Genomic DNA, 23299 nt, shown 5'->3' on the forward strand with positions numbered 1-23299 from the left:
CAACGCTTCGGCCGCCCCGTGGAAACGGGCTCTTCGTCACATCGGCGGGCTTCTCGTCCGTATGGGCGACGCGACGCCTTGACCGTCTCACGTACGGTCCGGCAGTGATGGTTGGGGATGAACGGAGGTACGCGGACGTCGATGACGTCACCGCGACCCGTCCCGTCATCCCCCACCAGCGCGGCGAGGCCCGCCATCCTGTTCCGGGGGAGGCCCCCGGCGAGCCCGCCCCGCCCCGCGGCGGCACCGTCTTCCGGCTGGCCCTGCTCGCCTCGCTCGCGGTGCTGGTGGGCGCCCCGGCCGGCGCGATCGCCTACGCCGCGGCCCGGCACGAGCGCTCGACGCTCGTGTCCGGCCAGGACCTCGCCGCGGCCGGGGGCGAGCAGAGCGGCGGGCGCGGCGGGGCCAAGGCCGGGCAGCCGGGCACCCCGGACGCGACCGCCGACGCGCTCACCCCGAACGCGCTGCCCAACACCCTCGACGGCCGGATTCGCAAGGCCCTGCGCGACCAGGCGGCCGCGCTGCTCGGCGGCGACGAGGACGGCTTCCTGCGCCCCGTCGACCCGTCCGCGGACGGGCTGCGTGAGGACCTCGCCCGCCGGTTCGGCTCGCTGCGCCAGCTGCAGGTGAAGCTCTGGCAGCCGCGAGCCGAGGCCGCGGCGAGGACCGAGCCCGACGGCACCGCGACCGTGTCGGTGCGGGTGAGGTACTGCTACGTCGTGACCACCTGCGACCCGATGGAGCTCGCGGCCGGCACGCGCTGGAAGGTCACCGGCCAGGGCGTCACGCTGCTGGAGTTCGGCACCTCCACCGAGCTCGGCCCGCGCCCGTGGGAGGTCAGCGAGCTGCGCACCGCGATCGGGAACCGGGTGGTGATGGCGACGACCGCGCGGTACGCGTCGCGGCTGCCCGCCATGCTCGCCGCGGCCGAGCAGGCGGCCGAGCTCACCGACAGGTTCGCGCGCTGGGGGCCGCCGCCGGCGCGGTACGTCGTCTACCTGGCCGGGCCCGACGAGTGGGCGAGCTGGTACGGCATGCGCCAGGAGTCGTGGGTGATCGGCTTCGCGCTGCCGCTCACCGCGAGCGCGACCGAGATCGTGCTCAACGCGAACCGGGTCGACACCAGGCAGACCCTCGACACGCTGCGCCACGAGTTCACCCACGTCGTGACGCTGTCCGGGGTCGAGAAGTCCTACGAGCACACGTGGTGGCTGGTCGAGGGCATCGCGGAGTACGTGCGCGTCAAGGGCAGCGGCAAGCCCTTCGACCAGATGGGCGACGTGCGCGCCTACCTGCGCGGCGGGCACTGGAAGAGCGAGATCGCCCTCGACGACCCGCCCGCCGACGCGAGCACCGCGGACGTCAGCGGCCGCTACGGCGTCGCGTATCTCTCGCTGCAGTACCTGGCCGACACCTTCGGCGAGGACAAGCTGCTCGAGTTCTTCGACTACGCCGTCCGCCAGGGGATCTCGCTCGACGACTCGGCCCGCAAGGCGTTCGGGACGAGCTGGAAGGACGTGTCGAACGACTGCGCCCACTACGTACGGGGCCACGTGTAGCGCAGTGACGTATCTACACTGACGAGCGTGTATCGCGTCCCCTCGCGAACGATCGCCGTCGCCGTGCTGATCATGGTGTCGCTCACCGGCGCGTCGTGCTCGGGCAACGACTCCGGCATCGGCCTGGGCAGCGCCGGGCGCGGCGACGTGGCCGAGGTCGTCGACGCCCCCGCCACCATCACCGCCCGGGCCGCCGCCACGCTCACCGCGGCCGCCGACGGCACCCTGATCTCGCTGAGCGTCAAGCCCGGTGACACCGTCACGGCCGGCCAGGTGCTCGCGGTCGTCGACTCGCCCGCGGCCCGGCGGCGGCTCGAGGAGGCGGGCGCGGCCCTCGACGCGCTCAAGAACGCCGGCGGCGGCGGCGCCGGGGTCAAGAACCTCTCCGCCCAGCAGCGCCGGACCGACGACGCCGCGGCCAAGGCGTTCTCGGACGCGCGCGCCGCGGCCGCGCAGATCGCCGACGTGACCGTGCGGACCACGCTGACCACCCAGATCGACCTCGCCGAGCGGACCTACCAGGAGGCGGCGGCCTCCGCGCGGGCGGTGATCCAGAGCGTGCAGCGCGGCCTGGCCAGCGTCTCGCAGGCGATGGCGGCGCTCACCCAGGCCCAGCGCGCCCAGGCGCAGTCCGCGTTCGACCTGGCCCAGACCACCGTCGACCAGCTCACCCTGCGGGCGCCGGTCGCCGGGGTGGTGCAGCTGGGCGGCACCTCGGCGGCGAGCGCGTCGTCGATCACCGACCTGCTCGGCGCGGCCACCGCAGGGCAGGCGCCCGTCTCGGTGCCGACGGGCGGGGCCGGTGGCGGCGGCGCCGGGCCGGGCGTGGATCCCGCGGTACCGGTCGGCGGCCGGGTGAGCGCGGGCACGGCGATCCTGACCGTGGTCGACGTGTCGGAGCTGGGGCTGATGGCCGAGGTGGACGAGACCGACGTGCTGCTCGTCCAGCCCGGCGTCACGGCGAAGGTCGAGCTCGACGCGGCCCCGGGCGCGACGTACGACGCCACGGTGACCTCGGCCGACGTGCTGCCGAGCACCTCGGCGCGGGGCGGGGTGGCGTACCGCTCGCGGCTGCGGCTCGGCACCGGGACGTACGACGACGGACGCCCGGCCCCGAGTCCCCGCCCGGGCATGAACGCGGTCGCGCACCTGCAGGTCCGCTCGATCCGCGACGCGGTGACCGTCCCGGCCGCGGCGGTGTTCAACGTCGGCGGCAAGGACGTCGTGTGGCTGGTGCGGGGCGGCCGGGCGGTCCAGCAGCCGGTGAGCGTCGGCGTGTCCGGCCAGGACCGCATCCAGGTGCTCAGCGGCGTCAGCGACGGCGACCGGATCGTGGTGCGCGGCACCGACAAGGTCAAGCAGGGCATGGAACTGCCCCGATGACCGCGGCCCTGGTCGCGCAGCGGGTCACGCGGGACTACGTGCTGGACGGGGTCACCGTCGCGGCGTTGCGGGGCGTGAGCTTCACCATCGACGCCGGCGACTACGTGGCGATCATCGGGCCGTCGGGCTCGGGCAAGTCGACGCTCATGCACCTGCTCGGCGGGCTGGACCGGCCCACCTCCGGGCGGCTGCTGCTCGGGGGCCGTGAGGTGGCCGGCCTCGACCCCCGGGAGCTGGCCCGGCTGCGCAACGAGACCATCGGCTTCGTCTTCCAGTCGTTCCACCTGCTGGCCCGCACGAGCGCGGTCGACAACGTGGCGCTTCCCCTGGTGTACCGCGGGATGCGCGCATCGCAGCGGCGCCGGCGGGCGGTCGCGATGCTGGAGCGGGTCGGGCTCGCCCATCGCCTCGACCACCGCCCCAACCAGCTCTCCGGCGGCGAGCAGCAGCGGGTGGCGATCGCCCGGGCCCTCGTCACCGACCCGCAGGTGCTGCTGGCCGACGAGCCGACCGGCAACCTCGACACCCGCAACGGCCAGGCGGTCCTCGCGCTGCTGGAGGCGCTCAACCGCGAACAGGGGGTGGCGCTCGTGATCGTCACGCACGACCGCGAGGTGGCCGCCCGCGCCGACCGCCAGATCGTCATGCGCGACGGCGAGATCGTCGAGACACTGCCCGCCCCGGGGGCGTCGTGAGGTTCGCGGAGGCCTGGCGGGTCGCGCTCGACGCGTTGCGCGCGAACCGGCTGCGCAGCATGCTCACCATGCTCGGGGTGATCATCGGGGTCGCGGCCGTCGTCGTGCTCGTGGCCATCGGCACCGGCACCAAGCAGGAGATCGAGCAGCAGGTCGAGGGGCTCGGCTCCAACCTGCTCATCGTCGTGCCGGGCGAGGTCAACCTCGGCTCGGCGCCGTCGGTCTCGCGGATGGACCTCTCCGACATCGACGCGGTCTCGAAGATCGTCGGCGACCGCAACCGGGTGGCGGTGACCGTCGCCTCCGGCGAGACCGTGGCGGCCGGCCACGCGCAGACCTTCGCGAGCGTCAACGGCGTCATCGAGACGACCCCGAACGTGTTCGTGCGCCGGCTGGCCCGGGGGACGTACCTGACCCGCTCCGACGTCGACACCCAGCGCCGGGTCGCGGTGCTCGGCTGGAGCGTCGCCCACAAGCTCTTCGGCGACCGGGACGCCGTCGGCCAGCAGATGACCATCGCGGGTGTGCGGTTCCGGGTGAGCGGCGTGTTCGAGCAGCTCGGGCAGAGTCTCGGGATCGATCGCGACAACGAGGTACACGTGCCGATCACGACGGCCCAGCGACTGCTCGCGACCGACCGGGTCGACGCGATCGCGGTGAACGCGCCCGACCGCGACGAGATCGGCGACCTGTCCGCGCGGATCATCGCCGAGCTCACCCGGCGCCACCCCGGCACCCGGTTCAGCGCCGTGACCCAGGAGCAGATCCTGGGGGTGCTCGGGGACATCCTGGGCGTGCTCACCGGCGTGCTGGCCGCCATCGCCGGCGTCTCGCTGCTGGTCGGCGGGGTCGGGGTCTCCAACATCATGCTCGTGTCGGTGCGCGAGCGGACCAGGGAGATCGGGCTGCGCAAGGCCGTCGGCGCCCGCCCGCGCGACATCGGGGTGCAGTTCCTGCTCGAGGCGGTGCTGCTGACCACGCTCGGGGGCGTGATCGGGATGGGGCTCGGCATCGGGGCGGCCCTCGTCGTCGCCGCGCTCTCGCCGGTGCCGGCCGCGATCACCTGGTGGTCGCTCGCGCTGGCCTCCGGCGTCTCTGCCGGGGTCGGGATCATCTTCGGCGTGGTGCCCGCCCAGCGGGCCGGGCGCCTCGACCCCGTCGTCGCGCTGCGCACGGAGTGATCAATTCTCGCGGAAAGATTCCGTCGATCCTGGGGCGCAAGTCACAGGCGTACCGTTACCGTACTGGTAACACGCTGATTGAGTAACGCTCGATCCGGGGCTGCCGGGCCGAGCGCTGGGCGAGCACGCTGGTCGGAGGTCGCGATGTCGAGCACGCCACACACCACCGAAGGCCGGTTGGGCGAGGTCAGGTTCCTGACCGTCGCCGAGGTGGCCACCCTGATGCGGGTGTCCAAGATGACCGTCTACCGCCTCGTGCACGCCGGGGACCTGACCGCGGTCCGCGTCGGCCGGTCGTTCCGGGTCCCGGAGCATGCGGTCGACGCCTACCTCCGCGAAGCCTTCCGCGAGACCGCATAAGCCCGCGCGGCGACACCTCCACTGCACCACGGCGAATGACGTGTGTCGATGCTATGCCTCTGCGGGCCGGCCCCGCCGCTGCCCCGCGCATCGCTCGGTGGTGATCTTCGCCGGGGTCGTTTTCCGATCCAGCGGCGATGCGGCTACCCTTGAACGGCTAACCATGTCTTCGGCGTGCCAGCGATGGCACGCGTTCCGCTGTATCGAGGAGATGCTCGTATGGGCTCGGTGGTCAAGAAGCGCCGCAAGCGTATGGCCAAGAAGAAGCACCGTAAGCTGCTGCGCAAGACCCGCGTCCAGCGTCGTCGTCTCGGCAAGTAGCGTCCCCGTTCATCGCCCGGCGGCCGGTCTCGGCTCCGGCCGGGTGATGAACGTGTGCTTCGCTGTGATCGGAGCCGCGTGACAGCGTCGCCCAGCGTCGTTCTGGTGACCGGGGTGAGCCGGTATCTCGGCGCGCATCTGGCCGCACGGCTCGCCGCCGACCCGCGTATCGAACGCGTTGTCGGCGTCGACGCCACGGTGCCCACCGGCGACCTCGCCGAGGTGCTGACCGCCGCCGGGCCCAAGATCGACGTACATCAGATCGACCTGCGCACCCCCGGGGTGCTGCGGGCGATGGTCGACGCCCGCGTGGAGGCGGTGGCGCACCTCGCCGTGGCCACCGCGACCGACCAGCACGGCGGCCGCGCGGCCATGAAGGAGCTCAACGTCATCGGCTCCATGCAGCTGCTCGCCGCCTGCCAGCAGGCGCCGCGGCTGCGGAAGCTGATCGTGCGCTCGTCGACGGCCGCCTACGGGGCCTCCTTCCGCGACCCGGCGATCTTCACCGAGGACACCGAGCCGCGCGAGGTGCCCCGCGGCGGGTTCGCCAAGGACGTGCTCGACATCGAGGGCTACGTGCGCGGGTTCCGCCGCCGGCGCCCCGACGTGGCGGCCACGGTGCTGCGCTTCGCGCCGTTCATCGGCTCCGCCGTGGACACGCGGCTGACCCGGTACTTCGACCGGCCCGTCGTGCCCACCGTGCTCGGCCGCGACCCGCGCCTGCAGTTCCTGCACGTCGACGACGCGTTCGAGGTGCTGGTGCGCTCGGTGACGCGGCCGCTGCCGGGCACGTTCAACGTGGCCGGGGCCGGCACGCTGACGCTCTCGCAGGCGGTGCGCCGGGCGGGCCGCGTCACCATGCCGGTGCTCGAGCCGGGCCTGAACGTGCTGGCCGGCCTCGGCCGAGCCGGGGTGTCCCTGGACCAGCTCGACCTGTTCGTGCACGGCCGCGTCGTCGACACCACGAAGCTGATCCGCGCGTTCGGCTTCACCCCGCGTACGACCGCGGAGGCGTTCGACGAGTTCGTCCGCAGCCGCAGCGCCAACGAGCTGCTGCCCGCGGATACGATGCGCTCGGTCGAGCAGGCGCTGCTCGACGGCTTCCGCAGGACACGTGCGGCGCGGGCCGCGTTGGAGCGTGGCGAATGACTGACCCGGATCTCCCGGACGTCTGGGACGATCGGGTCGCCGGCGCGCTGGCCTTCCTCCGTGAGCGGCTGACCGGCGAATACGAGATCGACGGCTTCGGCTTCGACCGGCACCTCACCGACGGCGTCTTCCTGCCGCTGCTGCGCCCGCTCTACAAGCAGTGGTTCCGCACCGAGGTCGCCGGCTCCGAGCACCTGCCCAAGGAGGGCGCGGCGCTCGTCGTGGCCAACCACTCCGGCACGCTCGCGCTCGACGCCCTGATGCTCTCGGTCGCCGTGCACGACGAGACGGCGGCCGAGCGGCACCTGCGGCTGCTCGGCGCCGACCTGGTGTTCCGCATGCCGTTCCTGTCCGAGGTGGCCCGCAAGTCCGGCGCCACCCTGGCGTGCAACCCCGACGCCGAGCGCCTGCTCGCCGAGGGCGAGCTCGTGGGCGTGTTCCCGGAGGGCTTCAAGGGCATCGGCAAGCCGTTCGCGGAGCGGTACAAGCTGCAGCGCTTCGGCCGCGGCGGGTTCGTCTCGGCGGCGCTTCGCACCGGCACCCCGATCGTGCCGGTCTCGATCGTCGGGGCCGAGGAGATCTACCCCATGATCGCCAACATCCGCCCGCTGGCCCGGCTCCTGGGCGCGCCGTACTTCCCGGTCACGCCCACCTTCCCGTGGCTGGGCCCGCTCGGGCTCGTGCCGCTGCCGAGCAAGTGGCTGATCGAGTTCGGCGAGCCGATCCCGACCGAGGAGTACGTCGACTCGGCCGACGACCCGATGGTCGTGTTCAACCTCGCCGACCAGGTCCGCGAGACGATCCAGCAGACCCTCTACAAGCTGCTGGACCGCCGTCCGGACGCCTTCTCGGCCTGATGCGGGACGCTGCTGCGGGCTCGGCTCAGGCCTCCGCGGGCTGGGCCGCCGCCTGCGCGGCGCGGGCGGCCGTGCGGCGCCGGCGCTTGCGCATCGCGGTGAAGGTGGCCACGCCCCCGATCACGACCCCCGTGGCCAGCGCGGCGGGGATGGCGATCTTGGCGGCCTTCCGCCCGGTGCGGAAGTCGCGGATCTCCCAGCCGCGCCTGCGGGCCTCGCGGCGCAGCGCCGGGTCCGGGTTCACCGCGACCGCGTAGCCCACCGTGGAGAGCATCGGGGCGTCGTTGATGGAGTCGCTGTACGCCGCGCAGCGGGTCAGATCCAGCTGCTCGGCCAGCGCCAGGGTGGTGATCGCCGACGCCTTCTCGGGCCCGTGCATGAGGTCGCCGACCAGGCGCCCGGTGTAGACGCCGTCCTGGATCTCCGCCACGGTGCCGATCGCGCCGGTCAGGCCCAGGCGCGCGGCGATGATCCGGCCGAGCTCGACGGGCGCGGCGGTGACGAGCCACACCCGCTGCCCGGCGTCGATGTGCAGCTGGGCGAGGGCGAGGGTGCCCGACCAGATGCGGTCGGCCATGAGCTCGTCGAAGATCTCCTCGCAGAGCCGCTCCATCTCCTCGACCTTCCAGCCGGCGATGAAGGCGAGCGCGGCTGACTTGGCGCTGGAGACGGTGCCCGCGTGCTCGGAGGCCAGCAGGCGGAACCGGGCCTGCTGGTAGGCGAAGCGGGCGAGGTCACGGCTGGTGAAGTACTTGCGCTTGGCCAGGCCGCGAGCGAAGTAGTAGATCGACGCGCCCTGCATCATCGTGTTGTCGACGTCGAAGAACGCCGCCGCGCCCGGGTCGGACGGGATCTCCAGGGCGGCCTCGACCTCGGCCGCCGCCCAGCCGGCGGCGGAGACGACGATGCGGCCGCTCGGCCGGCGGCGGCGCAGCGCGTTGGGACGGATCGGCACGTCGAACTCCCTTCGATGGCGACGCCCTGGCGACGGGCTGAGCATCCGCCGACATCGGACGAGCCAACGGTACAAGCACCAGACAGCACCAGGGCCCGGTGACGTGCACCGGGCCCTGTCATGTCGCGGTCAGTCGCCGCGTCGCATCAATGCAGCAGCCAGTCGAGCAGGCCGCCCTTTTCGGACTTGGTCGGGCTCGGCGTCGGGTCGGAGACCGAGTTCGCGTTGGGCGCGGCCGGGGCCGACTCGGTCGCCGAGGAGTTCGGCGCGGCACCGGAGGGAGCGGTGGCGGGGGAGTGCCCGCCGTTGCCGTTCCCACTCGGGTTGCCCTGCACCGGAGCGCCGGGCTGCTGGTTCGAGTTCCCGTTGCCGCCGGTCTTGCTGCTCGGGCGGCACGCCGCGCTGCCCGGCACGGGGCCGAGCGAGTCCGGCGCGCTCGCCGCGGCCGAGCCGCACTTGACGAGCGGGCGGAGGGCCTTGGACCGGCGGTCGATCTCGTCGAGCAGGGTGACCGACTTGCTCGCACGGGTGTTGGCGTCGCCGCTCGTGCCGGTCTTGAGCCGCTCGGCCGCCCCGCGCTGGTTGGTCACGAAGCCGTCGATCACGTCCAGCGCCGCGGTGTCCTTGTGGGTCATCGCGGTGACGGTCAGGAGCCGGACGCCCTCGAGCGTCTCGCCGTCCATGTCGTCGAGCACGGAGGAGAGCCCCGTCGGGTCCTTGACCGCCTGGGCCTCGTCGAGCCGGGTCCGGGCGAACTCGAGGTACAGCTGGCCGCGGCTGATGTCCGAGCCGGCCAGCGCGAGCTGGGCCTTCTCGGTCGACCGCTTGACGGAGTAGAGCGCGTCACCGGGCATCGCGTCGCCGCTCGCGGCCGACATGCCGGACAGGGCCAGGGTGCCGGCGGCGAGGCCGACCACGATGGCGCCCCGGGTGCGGGTCCGGCGGCTGACGGTCGGTCGGCTCCCGGCGGGCCGGCGCAGCGAGCGCAGGCTCACCCGGTGAGTCGGCTCGGGCTCGGGCGCCGTGGCGGTCGCTCCGATGCCCTCGCGCTCGATCGTGGCCATGAGCATGGCCCGAAGACCGTCGCGGAACTCCTGCTGCGCCTCCACCCGGATCGGCATGTCGCCGAGCCGTTGTCCGACCGACACAAGGTCGGTGAGGGAGTCGTCGAGCGTGGTCCTCGTGTGGTGTCGCCGGGCCCCTTTGGCCTCGTCGAGGAGCTGAGCGAGTCGCTCAGCCCGTCGACGATGGAAGACGGAGCCAATCACCTGAGGCACCCCCCTTCGCTGATCGCGTCACTCAGGCGCGGAAGGGCAGCGGGATGGTGGGCCACCGCGTCCGCCGTGCGCCATGCCGACGGTCGCATCTGGACCAACGGTGCAACACGGAAGCTGGTTACGGCGCCTGCGGGGGCACTGTAACCGGAGGTGACAGCCGTCACGGCTGGAATCCGTCGGGCAGCAGCCGGGCGAGCGCGCGCACCGCACGGTACTGCAACGCTTTGATGGCTCCCTCGTTCTTGTTCATGGTCTGCGCGGTCTCGGCGACGGAGAAGCCGTGCAGGAACCGCAGCACGATGCACTCCTGCTGCTCGGGGTTGAGCTGCTTGACCGCCTTGAGCAGGTCCACGTTGGTGATGTGGTCGATCACGGCCGCCTCGGGGCTGCCCTCGGGCCCCCGGTCGGGCCGGTCCGCGTCGAGCACGTCGCCGGTGGTGACCTCCAGCCGGTACCGGCCGGACTTGAAGTGGTCGGCGACGAGGTTGCGCGCGATGGTGACCAGCCAGGCACCGAGGTCGCGCCCCTGCCACGTGAAGCTGCCGATGCGCTTGAGCGCACGCAGGAACGTGTCGGCGGTCAGGTCCTCGGCGAGCTGGCGGTTGCCGACGCGGAAGTACACGAACCGGAAGACGGTGTCGAAGTAGCGGTCGTAGAGGAGCCCGAATGCCGCACCGTCTCCGGCCTGGGCCCGCTCGATGAGCGCCCAGACCTCCGACGCCGGGTCCCCGCGGTCGGGGCGCGTCGGCTGCGGCGGGACGGGCTCGCGCGGGCCGGTCTCGGTCAGCGTGTCGGTGCCGACGACGTCCTGCGGGATCGGCACGGTCTCCTCGCCCAGCAGCCCGGCCCCGGCGCCGCCGGCGGGCTTGCCGTTCATCCCGGCGTTGGGTCTTGCGTTCGGTGCCGGACCCGAGCGTGCGGGCGCCTCGTTGGTGTGGGGGCGCACGCGCGTGCGCGGAACGCTGCCTCCCTCACCACGGATGACCGTGGCGAACATGTCGCGCATCGAGTCGCGCAGCATCGACAGTCCACCGGCGAGATCGTGTTCAGCGTCGAACACGTGCTGGTAACCGCTCATGCTTCGCAAGCCCGAACATAGGGCTTATTCGGCGCGATCACGGGCACTTCGGCCTCCTCGGGGTGAGGGGTGTCAACTCGCAACAAATGGGGTGAGTCGACTTCGGTGATAATAGGTCCGGTGTCACCCTCGTGTGGGCGGCTCTTGATCCGAGGGCACATTCTTTCCACGGATCCGTGTGCGATCGGCGCACATGCTGTCCGTCACTTGGCCGCGACGCGCCGTACGACACGCCGCTAAACCGGAAAAACGGTGCGTAAACGACCTCGGTGCACCCCGGCGTCTCACATCCGTTGCACACAATCGGGTGGTCTCTTACTCAGTCGGCGTGTCGGCCCTGCTGGGTTTCGCGCTCCCTTCGGTCGCTCCCTGCGGGGGCCGCTCCCGTACACCCCCCTCCCTCCGCCGGTCGCCCCGGTCGGCTGGGAGCCGGAAAGCGTCGGGCGCGGCCCTCAGCCGGCCGTTGCCGTGAGCACGATGGCACGGAAGAGGGTGATTGGTGACGGGTGATGTTCCAGTGCCCGCGCTCTCACCCTCGGCGCCGCCCTGATCGGCGGCCGGCGACGGCTCGGGCCTCGATGCCGCACGGGGCCCTGTGGAAGACTCCGTGACCGTGCAGGATGTCTCTCATGCAGCCGCCGGCAACTTCGCCGATGCCGTGCGGCGCGCCGCCTCGGCCGGCGGCGCCCGTCCCGCCCTGCGCTCGCACGACGCCGAGCTGACCTGGGCCGAGCTCGACCGCCAGGTGGACGCCGTCGCCGCGGGCCTCGGGGCCCTGGGCCTCGGCGCCGACGAGCGGGGCCGCGCCCGGGTCGCCATCGCCCTGCCCAACGTGCCCGAGTTCGCCGCCGTGTTCTTCGGCGTGCTGCGGGCCGGGCTGGTCGCGGTGCCCGTCAACCCGGCCTACACCGCGCGCGAGCTCACCCACGTGCTGGCCGACTCCGGCGCGGCCGTGCTCGTCGCCACCGGGCCGGTGCTGGAGGCGCTCGGGGACGCGGCGCCGGCGGTGCGGTACCAGCTCGGCAAGGACCTCACCGGATTGCTGAGCAACCCCGCCGGCGTCACTGCGGCGGACGCGGTCGGCGGCGGCGAGGACCTGGCCGTGCTCCTCTACACCTCCGGCACCGGGGGCGCGCCGAAGGGCGCCATGCTGCCGCACCGGGCCCTGCTCGCCAACCACGAGCAGCTGGCCGGCATCGAGCCCGCCCCGGTCACCCAGGACGACGTGCTGCTGCTCGCCGTGCCCCTCTTCCACGCCTACGGCCTCAACTCCGGGCTCGGCGCGGTCGCCTACCACGGCGCGTGCGGGGTGCTGGTGGAGCGCTTCGACCCGGCCGACTCGCTGGAGGCGATCGAGCGCCACGGCGTGACCGGGGTGGTCGGGGTGCCGCCGATGTTCATCGCCTGGTCGCTCATGGGCGAGCGGCTCGCGCGGGCCTGGTCCAGTGTGCGGCTCGCGGTGTGCGGCGCCTCCCCGCTGGACCCGGCGGCCGAGCGGCGCTTCGCCGAGACGACCGGGCGCGCGGTACACCAGGGGTATGGGCTCACCGAGGCCGCGCCCGTGCTGACCAGCACGCTGGCGAGCCCGTCGGTCAAGCCGGGCTCCATCGGCCGGCCGATTCCCGGCGTGCGGGTGCGGCTCGTCGACGCCGAGGGCGAGGACGTGCTCGACGACGAGGACGGCACCGGCGACCCGGGCGAGATCGTGGCGTGCGGGGCCAACCTCTTCCGCGGCTACTGGCCCGACGGTGAGGGCGGCCCGGGCGCGGACGGCTGGTGGGCGACCGGCGACGTGGCCTACGCCGACGAGGACGGCGACCTGTTCATCGTGGACCGGATCGGGGAGCTGATCCTCGTCAGCGGCTTCAACGTGTATCCGCACGAGGTCGAGTCCGTCCTGGCCGCGCACGAGTCCGTGGTGGAGGCCGCGGCGCTCGGGGTGCCGCATCCGTACACGGGCCAGACCGTCAAGGCCGTCGTCGTGCGCGTCCCGGACTCCCAGGTCACCGCCGAGGAGCTGATCGCGCACTGCGAGCGCAACCTGGCCCGGTTCAAGTGCCCGACCGCGGTCGAGTTCGTCGCCGAGCTGCCGCACTCCGCGACCGGCAAGGTCCGCAAGGGAGTGCTGCGGTGACGACGAGGCTCACGCTCCTCACCCGGCCCGGCTGCCACCTCTGCGACGACGCGAAGGCCGTCCTGGACCGCGTCGGCGAGCCCTATCAGGAGATCAACATCGAGGACTCCGAGGAGCTGGAGGACGAGTACGGCTTCCGCGTCCCGGTGCTGATGCTGGACGGCAAGGAGCACGGCTACTGGCGGGTGGAGGAGGACCGGCTGCGGCGCGATCTGCGGCTATCCTCAGCCGGGTGAAACACCTCGTGTGGGACTGGAACGGGACCTTGCTCGACGATCTCAAGCTCGTGGTCGACGCCACGAACGTCTGCCTGGCCACGGTCGGCGGGCCGGTGATCACCGCGGAGGAGCACCGCCGCGACTTCCGCCGGCCGATCCTGGACTACTACGCGCACGTGCTGGAGCGCCCGGTCGACCAGGTGGAGTTCCAGCTGCTCGACGACGCGTTCCACGACGCCTACCGGCAGCGGATGGGCGAGGTGCGGCTGGCCCCGGACGCGCTGGAGGCCATGGCGAAGTGGCCCGGCACCCAGTCCCTGCTGTCGATGTTCTTCCACGACGAGCTGCTGGTCGAGGTCGAGCGGCACGGGCTGGGTGCGCGCCTGGTGCGGGTCGACGGCCTGCCCGGGACCGTCGGCGGGCACCGCAAGGCCGCCTACCTGGAGCGGCACCTCGAGGCGCTGGAGCTCGACCCCGCCGACGTGGTGATGATCGGCGACTCCGTGGACGACGGGGACGCGGCGCGCTCGGTGGGCGCCTCGGCGGTGCTGTACGCCGGCGGCTTCACCGACGCCGCCCTGCTGGAGGCGACGGGGCTGCCGGTGGCGTACTCCCTCGTCGAGGCCGTGTCCCTAGCCCTGTAGGTAGGTCAGCACCGCCAGCACCCGGCGGTGCTGCTCGTCGTCCGGCGGCAGGTCGAGCTTGGTGAAGATGTTCTTGACGTGCTTCTCCACCGCGCCGTCGGTCACGACCAGCTTGCGGGCGATGGCGGTGTTGGAGCGGCCCTCGGCCATCAGCCCGAGCACCTCGCGCTCCCGCGGGGTGAGGCTGCGCAGCGGGTCGTCGCGCCGGCGGCGGACCAGCAGCTGGCCGACGACCTCGGGGTCGAGCACGGTCGCGCCGGCCGCGACCCGCCGCATCGCGTCGAGGAACTCGGCGACCTCGGAGACGCGGTCCTTGAGCAGGTATCCGACGGCGCCGGCGCGGTCGGCGAGCAGGTCGTCGGCGTAGGAGACCTCGACGTACTGCGACAGCACGAGGATCGGCGTCTTCGGCACCCGGGCGCGGGCCTCGACGGCGGCGCGCAGCCCCTCGTCGGTGTGCGACGGGGGCATCCGCACGTCCACGATCGCCACGTCGGGCCGGTGCTCGACGACCGCCTCGACCAGGCTGGGACCGTCCCCGACGGCGGCGAGGACCTCGTGGCCGCCCTCGGTGAGCAGGCGCACCAGGCCCTCGCGCAGCAGAACCGCATCATCCGCAACGACTACTCGCACGCGGTGATACTAGTGCCGGTCTCGCAGGTCTTTCGTGCCCGCGCAGCCGCATGGGGGGTCCGGGGTGGCTCCCCGGCGCGCGGCACGCCGGAGGCGTCGCCCGGCTAGGACAAGGGCAGGATCGCGACGATTTTGGTGCCGGCGTCCAGCGCACTGGTCACGGTGAGCTCGCCGCCCGCCGCGCGGACCCGGTCGGCCAGGCCGGTCAGCCCGTGCCCCTTGGCGAGGCTGGCGCCGCCCACCCCGTCGTCCTCGACCGTGACCAGCATGCCGTAGGCCGAGCGCTGCAGCGTGACCTTGACCTCGCTGGCGTGGGCGTGCTTGGCCACGTTGGTGAGGGCCTCGGCGACGACGAAGTACGCGGTCGTCTCGATGTTGTCGGCCAGCCGCTCGAGCTCGGGCACCTCCAGGTCGACCGGGACGAGCGAGCGGCCGGCCAGGGCGGTCAGCGCGGCCCGCAGCCCGCGGTCGACGAGGATCGGCGGGGCGATCCCGCGGGACAGGGCGCGCAGCTCCTCGAGGGTCTCGCGGGTCTGCGCGAGGGCCTCGGCGACGGTGGCCCGGGCGGCCGCCGGGTCGTGGTCGAACTGCAGGTCGGCGCGGCCGAGGTCCATGGCCAGGCGGACCAGCCGCTGCTGGGGGCCGTCGTGGATGTCGCGCTCCAGCCGGCGCAGGGCGGTCGCCTCGGCCGAGACGGCGGCGGTGGTCTGGGCGCGGGCCCGGTCGCGGCTGCGCTCGGCCTCGTAGATCCGCTCGCGCAGCTCGTTGACCCCGCTGAGCAGGGCGCGGGCGAAGAGCGCCTCGATCAGGGCGACGCCGCGCACGACGGGCACCAGGGTGAGGGCGAAGACCAGGCCGATCGCGGTGTGGAACAGCACGCGCGTCCCGGCGCCGCTGCCGAGCCCGAGCAGCTCCGGCAGGTCGGTGTTGCCGGGCCCGCGGGGGATGGACCAGTCCCACAGCACCGTGGTCAGCCCGCCGAGCGCCCCCGCCCACCAGGTCACCACGAACGCGAAGGCGAACGTGCTGGGGATGATCCGCAAGACGCCGTGCAGCAGGTCCAGCCACGACTGGCCGTCGGTGAGCGGGACGAACGTGCGCCGCCAGAAACCGGCGCGGGGGCCGGCCTTCTTGTAGTACGGATGGGGCAGCTGCGTGCGCAGCACCGGGCCGGTCCGGGCGCGCTCGAGGGTCGCGAAGCCGCGCGCCTGGAAGATCGTGACGAACAGGATCGGGAAGCCCACCGTGAGGACCATCAGCCCGAGTCCGAGCGAGAACCCCGTGACGCACAGCACGATGGTGATGATCGACAGGGGGAAGCCGAGCAGCACGTACTGCGTGTCGATGCCCAGCTGGCGGAGGATGCGGGAGAAGCGGCCCGGGCCGAGCGGGGTGATGGTCGTCGTCATACCAATGACGCTAGGCATCGCGGCCCCCGCCTCCCATCCCGCCGTCCAGCCACTTGATGGTAGGGGCAGCCCCACCGGAAAACGTGTAGTGTCGCTACGTAACACAACACCAGGACCGCGTGTCGGGTGCACCAAATGCCGGATTTGTGCGAATAATGGCCGGAGCGCCCGCCCGCTGCCGACCGCGTCGGAGAAAGGGGGCACCACGTGCCGCGGGGGCATTTCTCCTGTGCGCGATCCGCACGGGCGGGCGCTGACCTCTACGTGGTGGGCGCCGATTCTTCAAGATCGCGATTTGTGCACGGCTTCACAAGCGCCTACTCTGTTGCAACGACGAATCCCGCTAGCACAGGCGGTAACCGCCATCGTGAGCGGGCTCGTACACCGTCGTCGTCGTCTCGGAGACTCATGAGCCAGCAGCGCACCGGCCCAACGGACGGACCGGACTTTCCGGACCTTCCGGAGGCGACCGTCGCCAGGCTTCCGGAGTACCTGCGCGCCCTGCATCACCTCAGTGAGGAAGGGCACGACACGGTCTCATCGGAGGGTCTGGCCGCGGCCGCGGGGGTCAACTCCGCCAAGCTCCGCAAGGACCTGTCCCACCTCGGCCGCACCGGCACCCGTGGCGTCGGCTACGACGTGACCCTGCTCATCGACCAGATCGAGCAGGTGCTCGGGCTCACCCACCGCCGGGCCGTCGCGCTCGTCGGCGTGGGTAATCTCGGTCACGCCCTCGCCGGCTACGCGGGCTTCGGCACCCGGGGCTTCCGCATCGCCGCCCTCTTCGACGCCGACCTCGGCCGCGTCGGCGAGCAGATCAACGGCCTGACCGTGCGGCACATCGACGAGCTGCCCGAGATCGTGCTGCAGGAGCAGATCGCGATCGCCGTGATCGCCACGCCCGCGCACGCCGCGCAGCACGTGGCCGACCGGCTCGTGGCCGCCGGCGTGACCAGCGTGCTGAACTTCGCGCCGTGCGTCCTGAACGTCCCCGAGGGCGTCGACGTGCGTAAGGTCGATCTGGCCATCGAGTTGCAGATCCTGTCCTTCCACGAGCATCGCAAGTCGGCCCTCACGGCCCTGCCGGCGGTGCAGAAGCCGCAGCACAACGGGGCGGAGGTGGCGTCGTGAGCGGTTCGGAGCGCAGCGGAGAGGCCGCTCACCAGGGGGCACAGCTTCTAGTCGCGACGGCACCGGAGCGAAGCGGAGGTGACGTCGTGAGCGGTTCGGAGCGCAGCGGAGAGGCCGCTCACCAGGGGGCACAGCTTCTAGTCGCGACGGCACCGGAGCGAAGCGGAGGTGACGTCGTGAGCGGTTCGGAGCGCAGCGGAGAGGCCGCTCACCAGGGGGCACAGCTTCAGTCGCGACGGCACCGGAGCGAAGCGGAGGTGACGTCGTGACCGCGGGCGTCAATCTGCTGGTGGTCGGGCTGTCGCACCGGACCGCCGGGGTGCCGCTGCTGGAGCGGGTCACGCTGGGCCCCGGCGAGATGCCGGCCGTGCTCGCCGAGCTCGTCGCGCTGCCCTACGTGGACGAGGCCGTGGTGCTGTCCACCTGCAACCGGGTCGAGATCTACGCCGCCGTCACCGCATTCCACGGCGGCCTCGCCGACATCGGCGGGGTCCTCGCCGACCGGGCCGGGCTCGCCATGAGCGAGCTGGCTCCCCAGCTGTACGTGCACTACGAGGCCGACGCCGTCCGGCACGCGTTCCGCGTCGCCGCCGGGCTCGACTCGATGGTCGTCGGCGAGGCCCAGATCCTCGGCCAGCTCCGCGACGCCTACGGCACCGCCGCCGAGCGGGGCACGGCCGGACGCCTCCTGCACGAGCTGCTGCAGCAGGCCCTGCGCGTCGGCAAGCGGGTGCACGCCGAGACCGAGATCGACCGGGCCGGGCAGAGCGTGGTCAGCGCCGCGCTCGCCTACGGCCAGGGCGCCACCGCGCCGGTCGAGGGGCGGCCCGCGCTCGTCATCGGCGCCGGGGCCATGGGCGCGCTGTCCCTGGCGACCCTGCGCCGGGCCGGGGCCGCGCCGCTGTTCGTGACCAATCGCGGGCACGCCCGCGCCGAGCGCCTCGCCGAGCTGCACGGGGCCGAGGCGGTGCCCTTCGCCGAGCTGCCGTCGCTGCTCGAGCGGGTCGACGTCGTCGTGAGCGCCACCGCCTCGCCGGAGCCGGTGCTCGACGCGCCGCTGCTCGCCGGGGCCGTCGCCGACCGGGCCGCGTCCGGGCACGACCTGCTCGTGCTCGACCTGGCCCTGCCGCGGGACGTCGCCCCCGCCGTGCGCGACCTGCCCGGCATCACGCTCGTCGACATCGAGCTGCTGTCCGAGTCGCTGTCCACCACCGCCGACGCGGAGGAGCGGGCCGGCGAGGAGATCGTCACGACCGAGGTCGAGGCCTTCCTCACCTGGCTGCGCGGCGCCGACGTGGCCCCGACCGTGGCCGCGCTGCGCGCCCGGGCCGACGAGGTCGTCGAGGCCGAGCTGCGCCGGCTGGCCCAGCGCTGCCCCGAGCTCGGCGACGACGCCCGGGCCGAGGTGTCCCACAGCATCCACCGGATCGTCCAGCGGCTGCTGCACCAGCCGACCGTCCGCGTGCGGCAACTGGCGGCGGCCCCGGGCGGCGAGGCCTATGCTCAGGCGCTGCGCGAGCTGTTCGATCTGCAGATCCCGACCGCCGGCATCGATCCGGCCGAGGCTTCCGAGGTGCACCCGTGACGTTGAGGCTCGGCACCCGGGGCAGCGCGCTCGCGATGGCCCAGTCGACCACCGTGGCGGACGCCGTGCGCGAGCGCACCGGCCGCGACGTCGAACTGGTCGAGATCGTCACGCCCGGCGACCGTTCCAGCGCGCCCATCCCGCAGCTCGGCGTCGGCGTGTTCGTCTCCGCCCTGCGCGACGCGCTGCTGGCCAAGGAGATCGACTTCGCCGTCCACTCCTTCAAGGACCTGCCGACCGCGCCGGCCGAGGGGCTGGTCGTGGCCGCGATCCCGGCCCGTCAGGACCCGCGCGACGCGCTGGTGGCCCGCGACGGGCTCACGCTCAACGAGCTGCCCGACGACGCGCGGATCGGCACCGGGGCGCTGCGCCGGATCGCCCAGATCCACGTGCTGGGGCGGCGGCTGCAGACGGTACCGCTGCGGGGCAACGTCGACACCCGTCTGCGCAAGCTCGCCGAGGGCGAGTTCGACGCCATCGTCCTCGCGCACGCCGGGCTCGCCCGGCTCGGCCGCGGCGGCGAGGCCACCGAGGTGCTCGATCCGCTGCTGATGCTGCCCGCCCCCGCGCAGGGCGCACTGGCCGTCGAGTGCCGCGAAGACGATGCCGAGCTGCGCGAGGTTCTCGCCGCGCTCGACGACGAGTACACCCGCGTGGCGGTCACCGCCGAGCGGGCGCTGTTGGCCGAGCTCGAGGCGGGCTGCTCCGCCCCGATCGCGGCACTGGCCGAGGTCGCCGAGGGCGATGAGGGGCCCGAGATTTATCTGCGCGGTGCGGTGTTCAGCCCGGACGGCGGCTTCGCCCTCCGGCTCTCTCGCACCGGAACGCTCGCCGACGCCGCGGAGGTGGGCCGAGCCCTGGCCCGCGACCTACGCGAAGAAGGCGCCGACAACGCACTGGGAGTGCAGCATGACCCGCACCCGTAAGGGCAGCACCGGCCGGATCGCCTTCGTCGGGGCCGGCCCCGGCGACCCTGGCCTGCTGACGCGCCGCGCCCATGAGGCGCTGGTGACCGCCGACCACGTCGTCCACGACCGTAACGTCCCGGAGCCGCTGCTCGCCGCCATCCGCGCCGAGGCCGACCCGGAGTGCCAGTTCAGCCCGGCCGAGGGCGCCCCCGGCGACGTCGCCAAGGTGCTGCTGTCCGCGGCCCGCTCCGGCCTGCGCGCGATCCACCTCGTCGGCGGCGACCCGCTGGCGCACGAGACGGTGCTCAAGGAGGTGCAGGCCGTCGCTCGCACCGCGGTGCCGTTCGAGGTCGTGCCCGGCATCGGCCAGGCCGCCGGCGTCGCCACCTACGCCGGGGTGCCGCTGCCCGGCGTGCGCGTGACCGCCGACGTCGACGACGTGCAGTCCGTCGACTTCGAGTCCGTCGCCGCCGCCGTGGCCCGCGGCTCCTCCGCCCTCGCCGTCGACGCCGGGGACCTCGCCGCCGTGCGCGACGGGCTCCTCGCCGCCGGGGTCGACCCGGCCACGCCGGTCTCGATCACCGGGGACGGCACGGGCGAGACGCAGTACAGCTCCGCCTCCAGCGTCGACAGCATGGTCGCCGCCGCGCTCGGCTTCGCCGGCCGCGTGGTGCTGTGCCTCGGGGCCGGGGTCGGGCAGCGCGAGAAGCTCGGCTGGTGGGAGAACCGCCCGCTCTACGGCTGGAAGGTCCTCGTCCCGCGCACCAAGGAGCAGGCCGGCGCGATGAGCGAGCGGCTGCGCGCCTACGGCGCCATCCCGTGCGAGGTGCCGACGATCGCCGTCGAGCCGCCGCGCACCCCGGCGCAGATGGAGCGCGCGATCAAGGGCCTGGTCGACGGCCGCTACGCGTGGACCGTCTTCACCTCCGTCAACGCCGTGCGCGCGGTGTGGGAGAAGTTCGCCGAGCACGGCCTCGACGCCCGCCACTTCGGCGGCGTCAAGGTCGCCTGCATCGGCGAGGCCACCGCCGAGGCCGTGCGCGGCTTCGGCATCGTGCCCGAGCTGCTGCCCAGCGGCGAGCAGTCCTCCGAGGGCCTGCTGGCCGAGTTCTCGCCGCACGACGAGGTACTCGACCCGGTCGGCCGGGTGCTCCTGCCGCGGGCCGACATCGCGACCGAGACGCTCGCCGCCGGGCTCACCGAGCTCGGGTGGGAGGTCGACGACGTGACGGCGTACCGCACCGTGCGCGCCGCCCCGCCGCCGGCCGACATCCGCGACGCGATCAAGTCCGGTGGCTTCGACGCGGTGCTCTTCACCTCGTCGTCCACGGTGCGCAACCTGGTCGGCATCGCCGGCAAGCCGCACGCCCGCACGGTCGTCGCGGTGATCGGGCCGAAGACCGCGGACACGGCGGTCGAGTTCGGCCTGCGCGTCGACGTGCAGCCCGCGCACGCCTCCGTACCGGACCTGGTGGAGGCGCTGGCGAGCTACGCTGTGGAACTGCGCGAGAAGCTCGCCGCGATGCCCGCGAAGCAGCGCCGCGGCTCGAAGGTGCAGGGCCCTACCGCCCTGAGGTTTCGCTAAAGGGGGTCACTCCCGTGGGTTTTCCTGAGGTCCGGCCGCGCCGGCTGCGTCGCACCCCCGCGATGCGCCGGCTCGTGGCCGAGACGCACGTGCAGCCGTCCAACCTGATCCTGCCCATGTTCGTGAAGGAGGGGCTGACCGAGCCGCGGCCGATCAGCTCCCTTCCCGGCGTCGTGCAGCACTCCCGGGAGTCGCTGCGCAAGGCCGCGGCCGAGGCGGTCGCCGAGGGTGTCGGCGGCCTGATGCTCTTCGGTGTGCCGCAGACACGGGACGAGACCGGCTCCGGCGGCGTCGACCCCGACGGCATCCTCAACGTCGCCATCCGTGACGTGATCGCCGAGGTCGGCGACGCCACCGTGGTCATGGCCGACCTCTGCCTCGACGAGTTCACCTCGCACGGGCACTGCGGCGTGCTGGCCGCCGACGGCTCCGTCGACAACGACGCGACGCTGCGGCAGTACGAGCTGATGGCCCTCGCCCAGGCCGAGGCCGGCGCCCACGTGCTCGGCCCGTCCGGGATGATGGACGGCCAGATCGGCGTGGTCCGCGGCGCGCTGGACCGGGCCGGGCACACCGACATCGCCCTGCTCGCCTACGCGGTCAAATACGCCAGCGCCTTCTTCGGCCCGTTCCGCGAGGCCGTGGAGTCCGCGCTCACCGGCGACCGCAAGGCCTACCAGCAGGACCCGGCCAACCTGCGCGAGTCCCTGCGCGAGGTCGCCCTCGACATCGAGGAGGGCGCGGACATGGTCATGGTCAAGCCCGCGCTGCCGTATCTCGACGTGGTGACCAGGATCGCCGAGGTGGTGGACGTGCCCGTGGCCGCCTACCAGGTCTCCGGCGAATACGCGATGGTCGAGGCCGCGGTCGCCAACGGCTGGCTCGAGCGCGAGCGGGTCATCCTGGAGACGCTCACGTCGATCCGCCGGGCCGGCGCCCAGCTGATCCTGACCTACTGGGCGAGCGAGGCCGCCCGCCTCCTGAGCCGCATCTAAGGCCTCTCGGGCATCCGGTCCGGTCCTCCCGCCGACGACGAACTCGGCGGGGAGGCCGGACCGTCGGCATGTCGGGGCGCCGGACGTTATCGCCCAAATCGGGCATTTCGGGCGTGTCGCGGCGATTTCCCCGCCGGTCCCGCCGCAGAATTGTTGTCGCAGGTCATGGGCCTGGTTACGGCCCCGCGCCGGTGAAATCCGGTCTGCGCGAAGTGTCAGGAACGCGACAGTTGCCCGATCGGGCGGGTTAGGCCCTCGTTGCGCTGATCGTGAGATGGCTCGTCACCGGAGGCGCCGGTTACATCGGCGCGCACGTCGTGGCCGCCCTGCAAGGGGCGGGCATCGAATGCATTGTCGTCGATGATCTGTCCACCGGCCGGGCCGCGCGGGTGCCGTTCGGGGTGCCGCTGCTGCGCGCCGACGTGCGCGACGCCGCGGCCGTGCGCGAGGTGTTCCGCCGCCATCGGCCCGACGGGGTGATCCACCTCGCCGCGCGCAAGGACGTCGCCGAGTCGGCCGCGCACCCGTTGCGGTACTACCGCGACAACCTCGACGGCCTCGGCGCGGTCCTCGCGGCCGTGGCCGAGACCGGCACCCGCTCGGTGCTGTTCTCCTCCAGCGCGGCCGTCTACGGCACGCCCCGCCGCTCCCCGGTGCGCGAGCAGGACCCCACCGAGCCCGAGAACGCCTACGGCCGGACCAAGCTCGTCGGCGAGTGGATGCTGCGCGACGCCGCGGCGAGCGGCGGATTCCGCTGGGGCGCGCTGCGGTACTTCAACGTCGCCGGCGCCGCCGCCCCCCACCTGCGCGACGAGGGCGGCACGAACCTCGTGCCCCGCCTGCTGCGCGCCGCCGCGCTCGGCATCCCGGCGACCGTCTTCGGCACCGACTACCCGACCGCCGACGGCACCGCCGTGCGCGACTACGTGCACGTGGCCGACATCGCCGACGCGCACGTGCGCGCGGCCCTCGCCCTGCACGAGGACGAGCTGCGCGACGAGGTGCTCAACGTCGGCCGCGGCGAGGGCGCCTCGGTGCTGCAGATGATCGCCGCCGTCGGCCGGGCGCTGGGCCGCCCGCTGCCCTACGACGAGGCCCCCCGCCGCCTCGGCGACCCCGCCGCCGTCGTCGCCAGCCCCGCCCGCATCCGCGCCCGCCTCGGCTGGCGCGCCCGCCACAACCTGCACGCCATCGTCACCTCATCGATCGCCGAAGTCGTCAAGGCCGCCTGAGAAGGAGCAC

Annotated in this window: 20 protein-coding genes and 2 pseudogenes; 17 read left to right on the forward strand and 5 right to left on the reverse strand. The window is 73.1% G+C overall.

The genetic code is table 11. The annotated features are described in order from the left end of the window. The first annotated feature begins 104 nt into the window (after positions 1-104). From ACQP2P_RS03450 to ACQP2P_RS03485, 8 genes and pseudogenes are all read left to right on the forward strand, one after another. Positions 105-1559, forward strand: coding sequence for a basic secretory protein-like protein (locus ACQP2P_RS03450; RefSeq protein ID WP_433613186.1), 1455 nt, complete (start codon positions 105-107; stop codon positions 1557-1559). A 27-nt stretch (positions 1560-1586) separates the two neighbouring features. Then, complete coding sequence (locus tag ACQP2P_RS03455) at positions 1587-2942, forward strand: efflux RND transporter periplasmic adaptor subunit (protein WP_433613188.1); 1356 nt, start codon at positions 1587-1589, stop codon at positions 2940-2942. Beyond that, positions 2939-3607: pseudogene (locus tag ACQP2P_RS03460) on the forward strand (ABC transporter ATP-binding protein); the annotation flags it as partial. The gene ACQP2P_RS03455 and the pseudogene ACQP2P_RS03460, both read left to right, overlap by 4 nt. A 26-nt stretch (positions 3608-3633) precedes the next feature. Beyond that, positions 3634-4818, forward strand: coding sequence for an ABC transporter permease (locus ACQP2P_RS03465; RefSeq protein WP_433613190.1), 1185 nt, complete (start codon positions 3634-3636; stop codon positions 4816-4818). A 144-nt stretch (positions 4819-4962) separates the two neighbouring features. Further along, positions 4963-5178: a helix-turn-helix domain-containing protein gene (locus ACQP2P_RS03470; RefSeq protein WP_033363444.1), complete on the forward strand. Its 216-nt coding sequence runs from the start codon at positions 4963-4965 to the stop codon at positions 5176-5178. Positions 5179-5397: 219 nt separating this feature from the next. Then, a complete protein-coding gene (locus tag ACQP2P_RS03475) occupies positions 5398-5499 on the forward strand; it encodes a 30S ribosomal protein bS22 (protein WP_007465623.1) in 102 nt (33 codons plus the stop codon). 78 nt (positions 5500-5577) lie between these two features. Next, positions 5578-6648, forward strand: coding sequence for an NAD-dependent epimerase/dehydratase family protein (locus ACQP2P_RS03480; protein ID WP_433613199.1), 1071 nt, complete (start codon positions 5578-5580; stop codon positions 6646-6648). Further along, on the forward strand, positions 6645-7505 hold the full coding sequence (locus tag ACQP2P_RS03485) for a lysophospholipid acyltransferase family protein (protein WP_433613201.1): 861 nt from the start codon (positions 6645-6647) through the stop codon (positions 7503-7505). Before ACQP2P_RS03480 ends, ACQP2P_RS03485 begins: the two co-directional genes overlap by 4 nt. A 25-nt stretch (positions 7506-7530) precedes the next feature. On the opposite strand, the gene ACQP2P_RS03490 is transcribed toward ACQP2P_RS03485, so the two are convergent. The 3 genes and pseudogenes from ACQP2P_RS03490 to ACQP2P_RS03500 form a co-directional block, all read right to left on the reverse strand. Further along, positions 7531-8460 carry an HAD family hydrolase gene (locus tag ACQP2P_RS03490; RefSeq protein ID WP_433613203.1) on the reverse strand — a complete coding sequence of 310 codons (930 nt, stop codon included), beginning with the start codon at positions 8458-8460 and terminating at the stop codon, positions 7531-7533. A gap of 401 nt (positions 8461-8861) precedes the next feature. Further along, positions 8862-9737: pseudogene (locus ACQP2P_RS03495) on the reverse strand (DUF5667 domain-containing protein); the annotation flags it as partial. Positions 9738-9897: 160 nt separating this feature from the next. Further along, positions 9898-10815: a sigma-70 family RNA polymerase sigma factor gene (locus ACQP2P_RS03500; RefSeq protein ID WP_433082977.1), complete on the reverse strand. Its 918-nt coding sequence runs from the start codon at positions 10813-10815 to the stop codon at positions 9898-9900. Between the two features lie 607 nt (positions 10816-11422). Here ACQP2P_RS03500 and ACQP2P_RS03505 point away from each other — a divergent pair. From ACQP2P_RS03505 to ACQP2P_RS03515, 3 genes are read left to right on the forward strand one after another with little or no spacing between them, the layout of a single operon-like run. Further along, entirely contained in the window at positions 11423-12949 is a 1527-nt protein-coding gene (locus ACQP2P_RS03505; protein ID WP_433613205.1) for an AMP-binding protein, read from the forward strand. Then, positions 12946-13185, forward strand: coding sequence for a glutaredoxin family protein (locus ACQP2P_RS03510; protein WP_433613207.1), 240 nt, complete (start codon positions 12946-12948; stop codon positions 13183-13185). Before ACQP2P_RS03505 ends, ACQP2P_RS03510 begins: the two co-directional genes overlap by 4 nt. Then, entirely contained in the window at positions 13170-13811 is a 642-nt protein-coding gene (locus ACQP2P_RS03515) for an HAD family hydrolase (protein WP_433618954.1), read from the forward strand. The genes ACQP2P_RS03510 and ACQP2P_RS03515 overlap by 16 nt, the downstream gene beginning before the upstream one ends. On the opposite strand, the gene ACQP2P_RS03520 is transcribed toward ACQP2P_RS03515, so the two are convergent. Beyond that, positions 13800-14444, reverse strand: a complete 645-nt coding sequence (locus ACQP2P_RS03520; protein ID WP_433613209.1) for a response regulator — start codon at positions 14442-14444, stop codon at positions 13800-13802. The two genes, ACQP2P_RS03515 and ACQP2P_RS03520, sit on opposite strands and share 12 nt — an antisense overlap. A gap of 104 nt (positions 14445-14548) precedes the next feature. Then, positions 14549-15853, reverse strand: coding sequence for a sensor histidine kinase (locus tag ACQP2P_RS03525; protein ID WP_433613211.1), 1305 nt, complete (start codon positions 15851-15853; stop codon positions 14549-14551). Between the two features lie 408 nt (positions 15854-16261). On the opposite strand from ACQP2P_RS03525, the gene ACQP2P_RS03530 reads away from it, so the two are divergent. From ACQP2P_RS03530 to galE, 6 genes are all read left to right on the forward strand, one after another. Further along, entirely contained in the window at positions 16262-16984 is a 723-nt protein-coding gene (locus ACQP2P_RS03530; protein WP_433613213.1) for a redox-sensing transcriptional repressor Rex, read from the forward strand. 265 nt (positions 16985-17249) lie between these two features. Continuing rightward, complete coding sequence (locus tag ACQP2P_RS03535; RefSeq protein ID WP_433613215.1) at positions 17250-18569, forward strand: glutamyl-tRNA reductase; 1320 nt, start codon at positions 17250-17252, stop codon at positions 18567-18569. 35 nt (positions 18570-18604) lie between these two features. Beyond that, positions 18605-19495: a hydroxymethylbilane synthase gene (gene hemC / locus ACQP2P_RS03540; RefSeq protein WP_433618956.1), complete on the forward strand. Its 891-nt coding sequence runs from the start codon at positions 18605-18607 to the stop codon at positions 19493-19495. Continuing rightward, the gene (locus ACQP2P_RS03545; RefSeq protein WP_350612247.1) at positions 19479-21062 is read left to right on the forward strand and encodes a uroporphyrinogen-III synthase; all 1584 of its coding nucleotides are present in this window, start codon (positions 19479-19481) and stop codon (positions 21060-21062) included. Before hemC ends, ACQP2P_RS03545 begins: the two co-directional genes overlap by 17 nt. A gap of 14 nt (positions 21063-21076) precedes the next feature. Further along, positions 21077-22057: a porphobilinogen synthase gene (gene hemB / locus ACQP2P_RS03550; protein WP_433613217.1), complete on the forward strand. Its 981-nt coding sequence runs from the start codon at positions 21077-21079 to the stop codon at positions 22055-22057. Positions 22058-22326: 269 nt separating this feature from the next. After that, the gene (galE, locus tag ACQP2P_RS03555; protein ID WP_433613219.1) at positions 22327-23289 is read left to right on the forward strand and encodes a UDP-glucose 4-epimerase GalE; all 963 of its coding nucleotides are present in this window, start codon (positions 22327-22329) and stop codon (positions 23287-23289) included. Positions 23290-23299: the final 10 nt, after the last annotated feature.

This window comes from Dactylosporangium sp. CA-139114, from assembly GCF_050955725.1.
Classification (GTDB): Bacteria; Actinomycetota; Actinomycetes; order Mycobacteriales; family Micromonosporaceae; genus Dactylosporangium.

Excerpts from the sequence above, each read along its gene's own strand:
- ACQP2P_RS03470 (WP_033363444.1), top strand. The coding sequence starts at position 4,963 with ATGTCGAGCACGCCACACACCACCGAAGGCCGGTTGGGCGAGGTCAGG.
- ACQP2P_RS03475 (WP_007465623.1), top strand. The coding sequence starts at position 5,398 with ATGGGCTCGGTGGTCAAGAAGCGCCGCAAGCGTATGGCCAAGAAGAAG.
- ACQP2P_RS03485 (WP_433613201.1), top strand. The coding sequence starts at position 6,645 with ATGACTGACCCGGATCTCCCGGACGTCTGGGACGATCGGGTCGCCGGC.
- ACQP2P_RS03500 (WP_433082977.1), bottom strand. The coding sequence starts at position 10,815 with ATGAGCGGTTACCAGCACGTGTTCGACGCTGAACACGATCTCGCCGGT.
- ACQP2P_RS03525 (WP_433613211.1), bottom strand. The coding sequence starts at position 15,853 with ATGACGACGACCATCACCCCGCTCGGCCCGGGCCGCTTCTCCCGCATC.
- ACQP2P_RS03530 (WP_433613213.1), top strand. The coding sequence starts at position 16,262 with ATGAGCCAGCAGCGCACCGGCCCAACGGACGGACCGGACTTTCCGGAC.
- hemC (WP_433618956.1), top strand. The coding sequence starts at position 18,605 with ATGGCCCAGTCGACCACCGTGGCGGACGCCGTGCGCGAGCGCACCGGC.
- ACQP2P_RS03545 (WP_350612247.1), top strand. The coding sequence starts at position 19,479 with ATGACCCGCACCCGTAAGGGCAGCACCGGCCGGATCGCCTTCGTCGGG.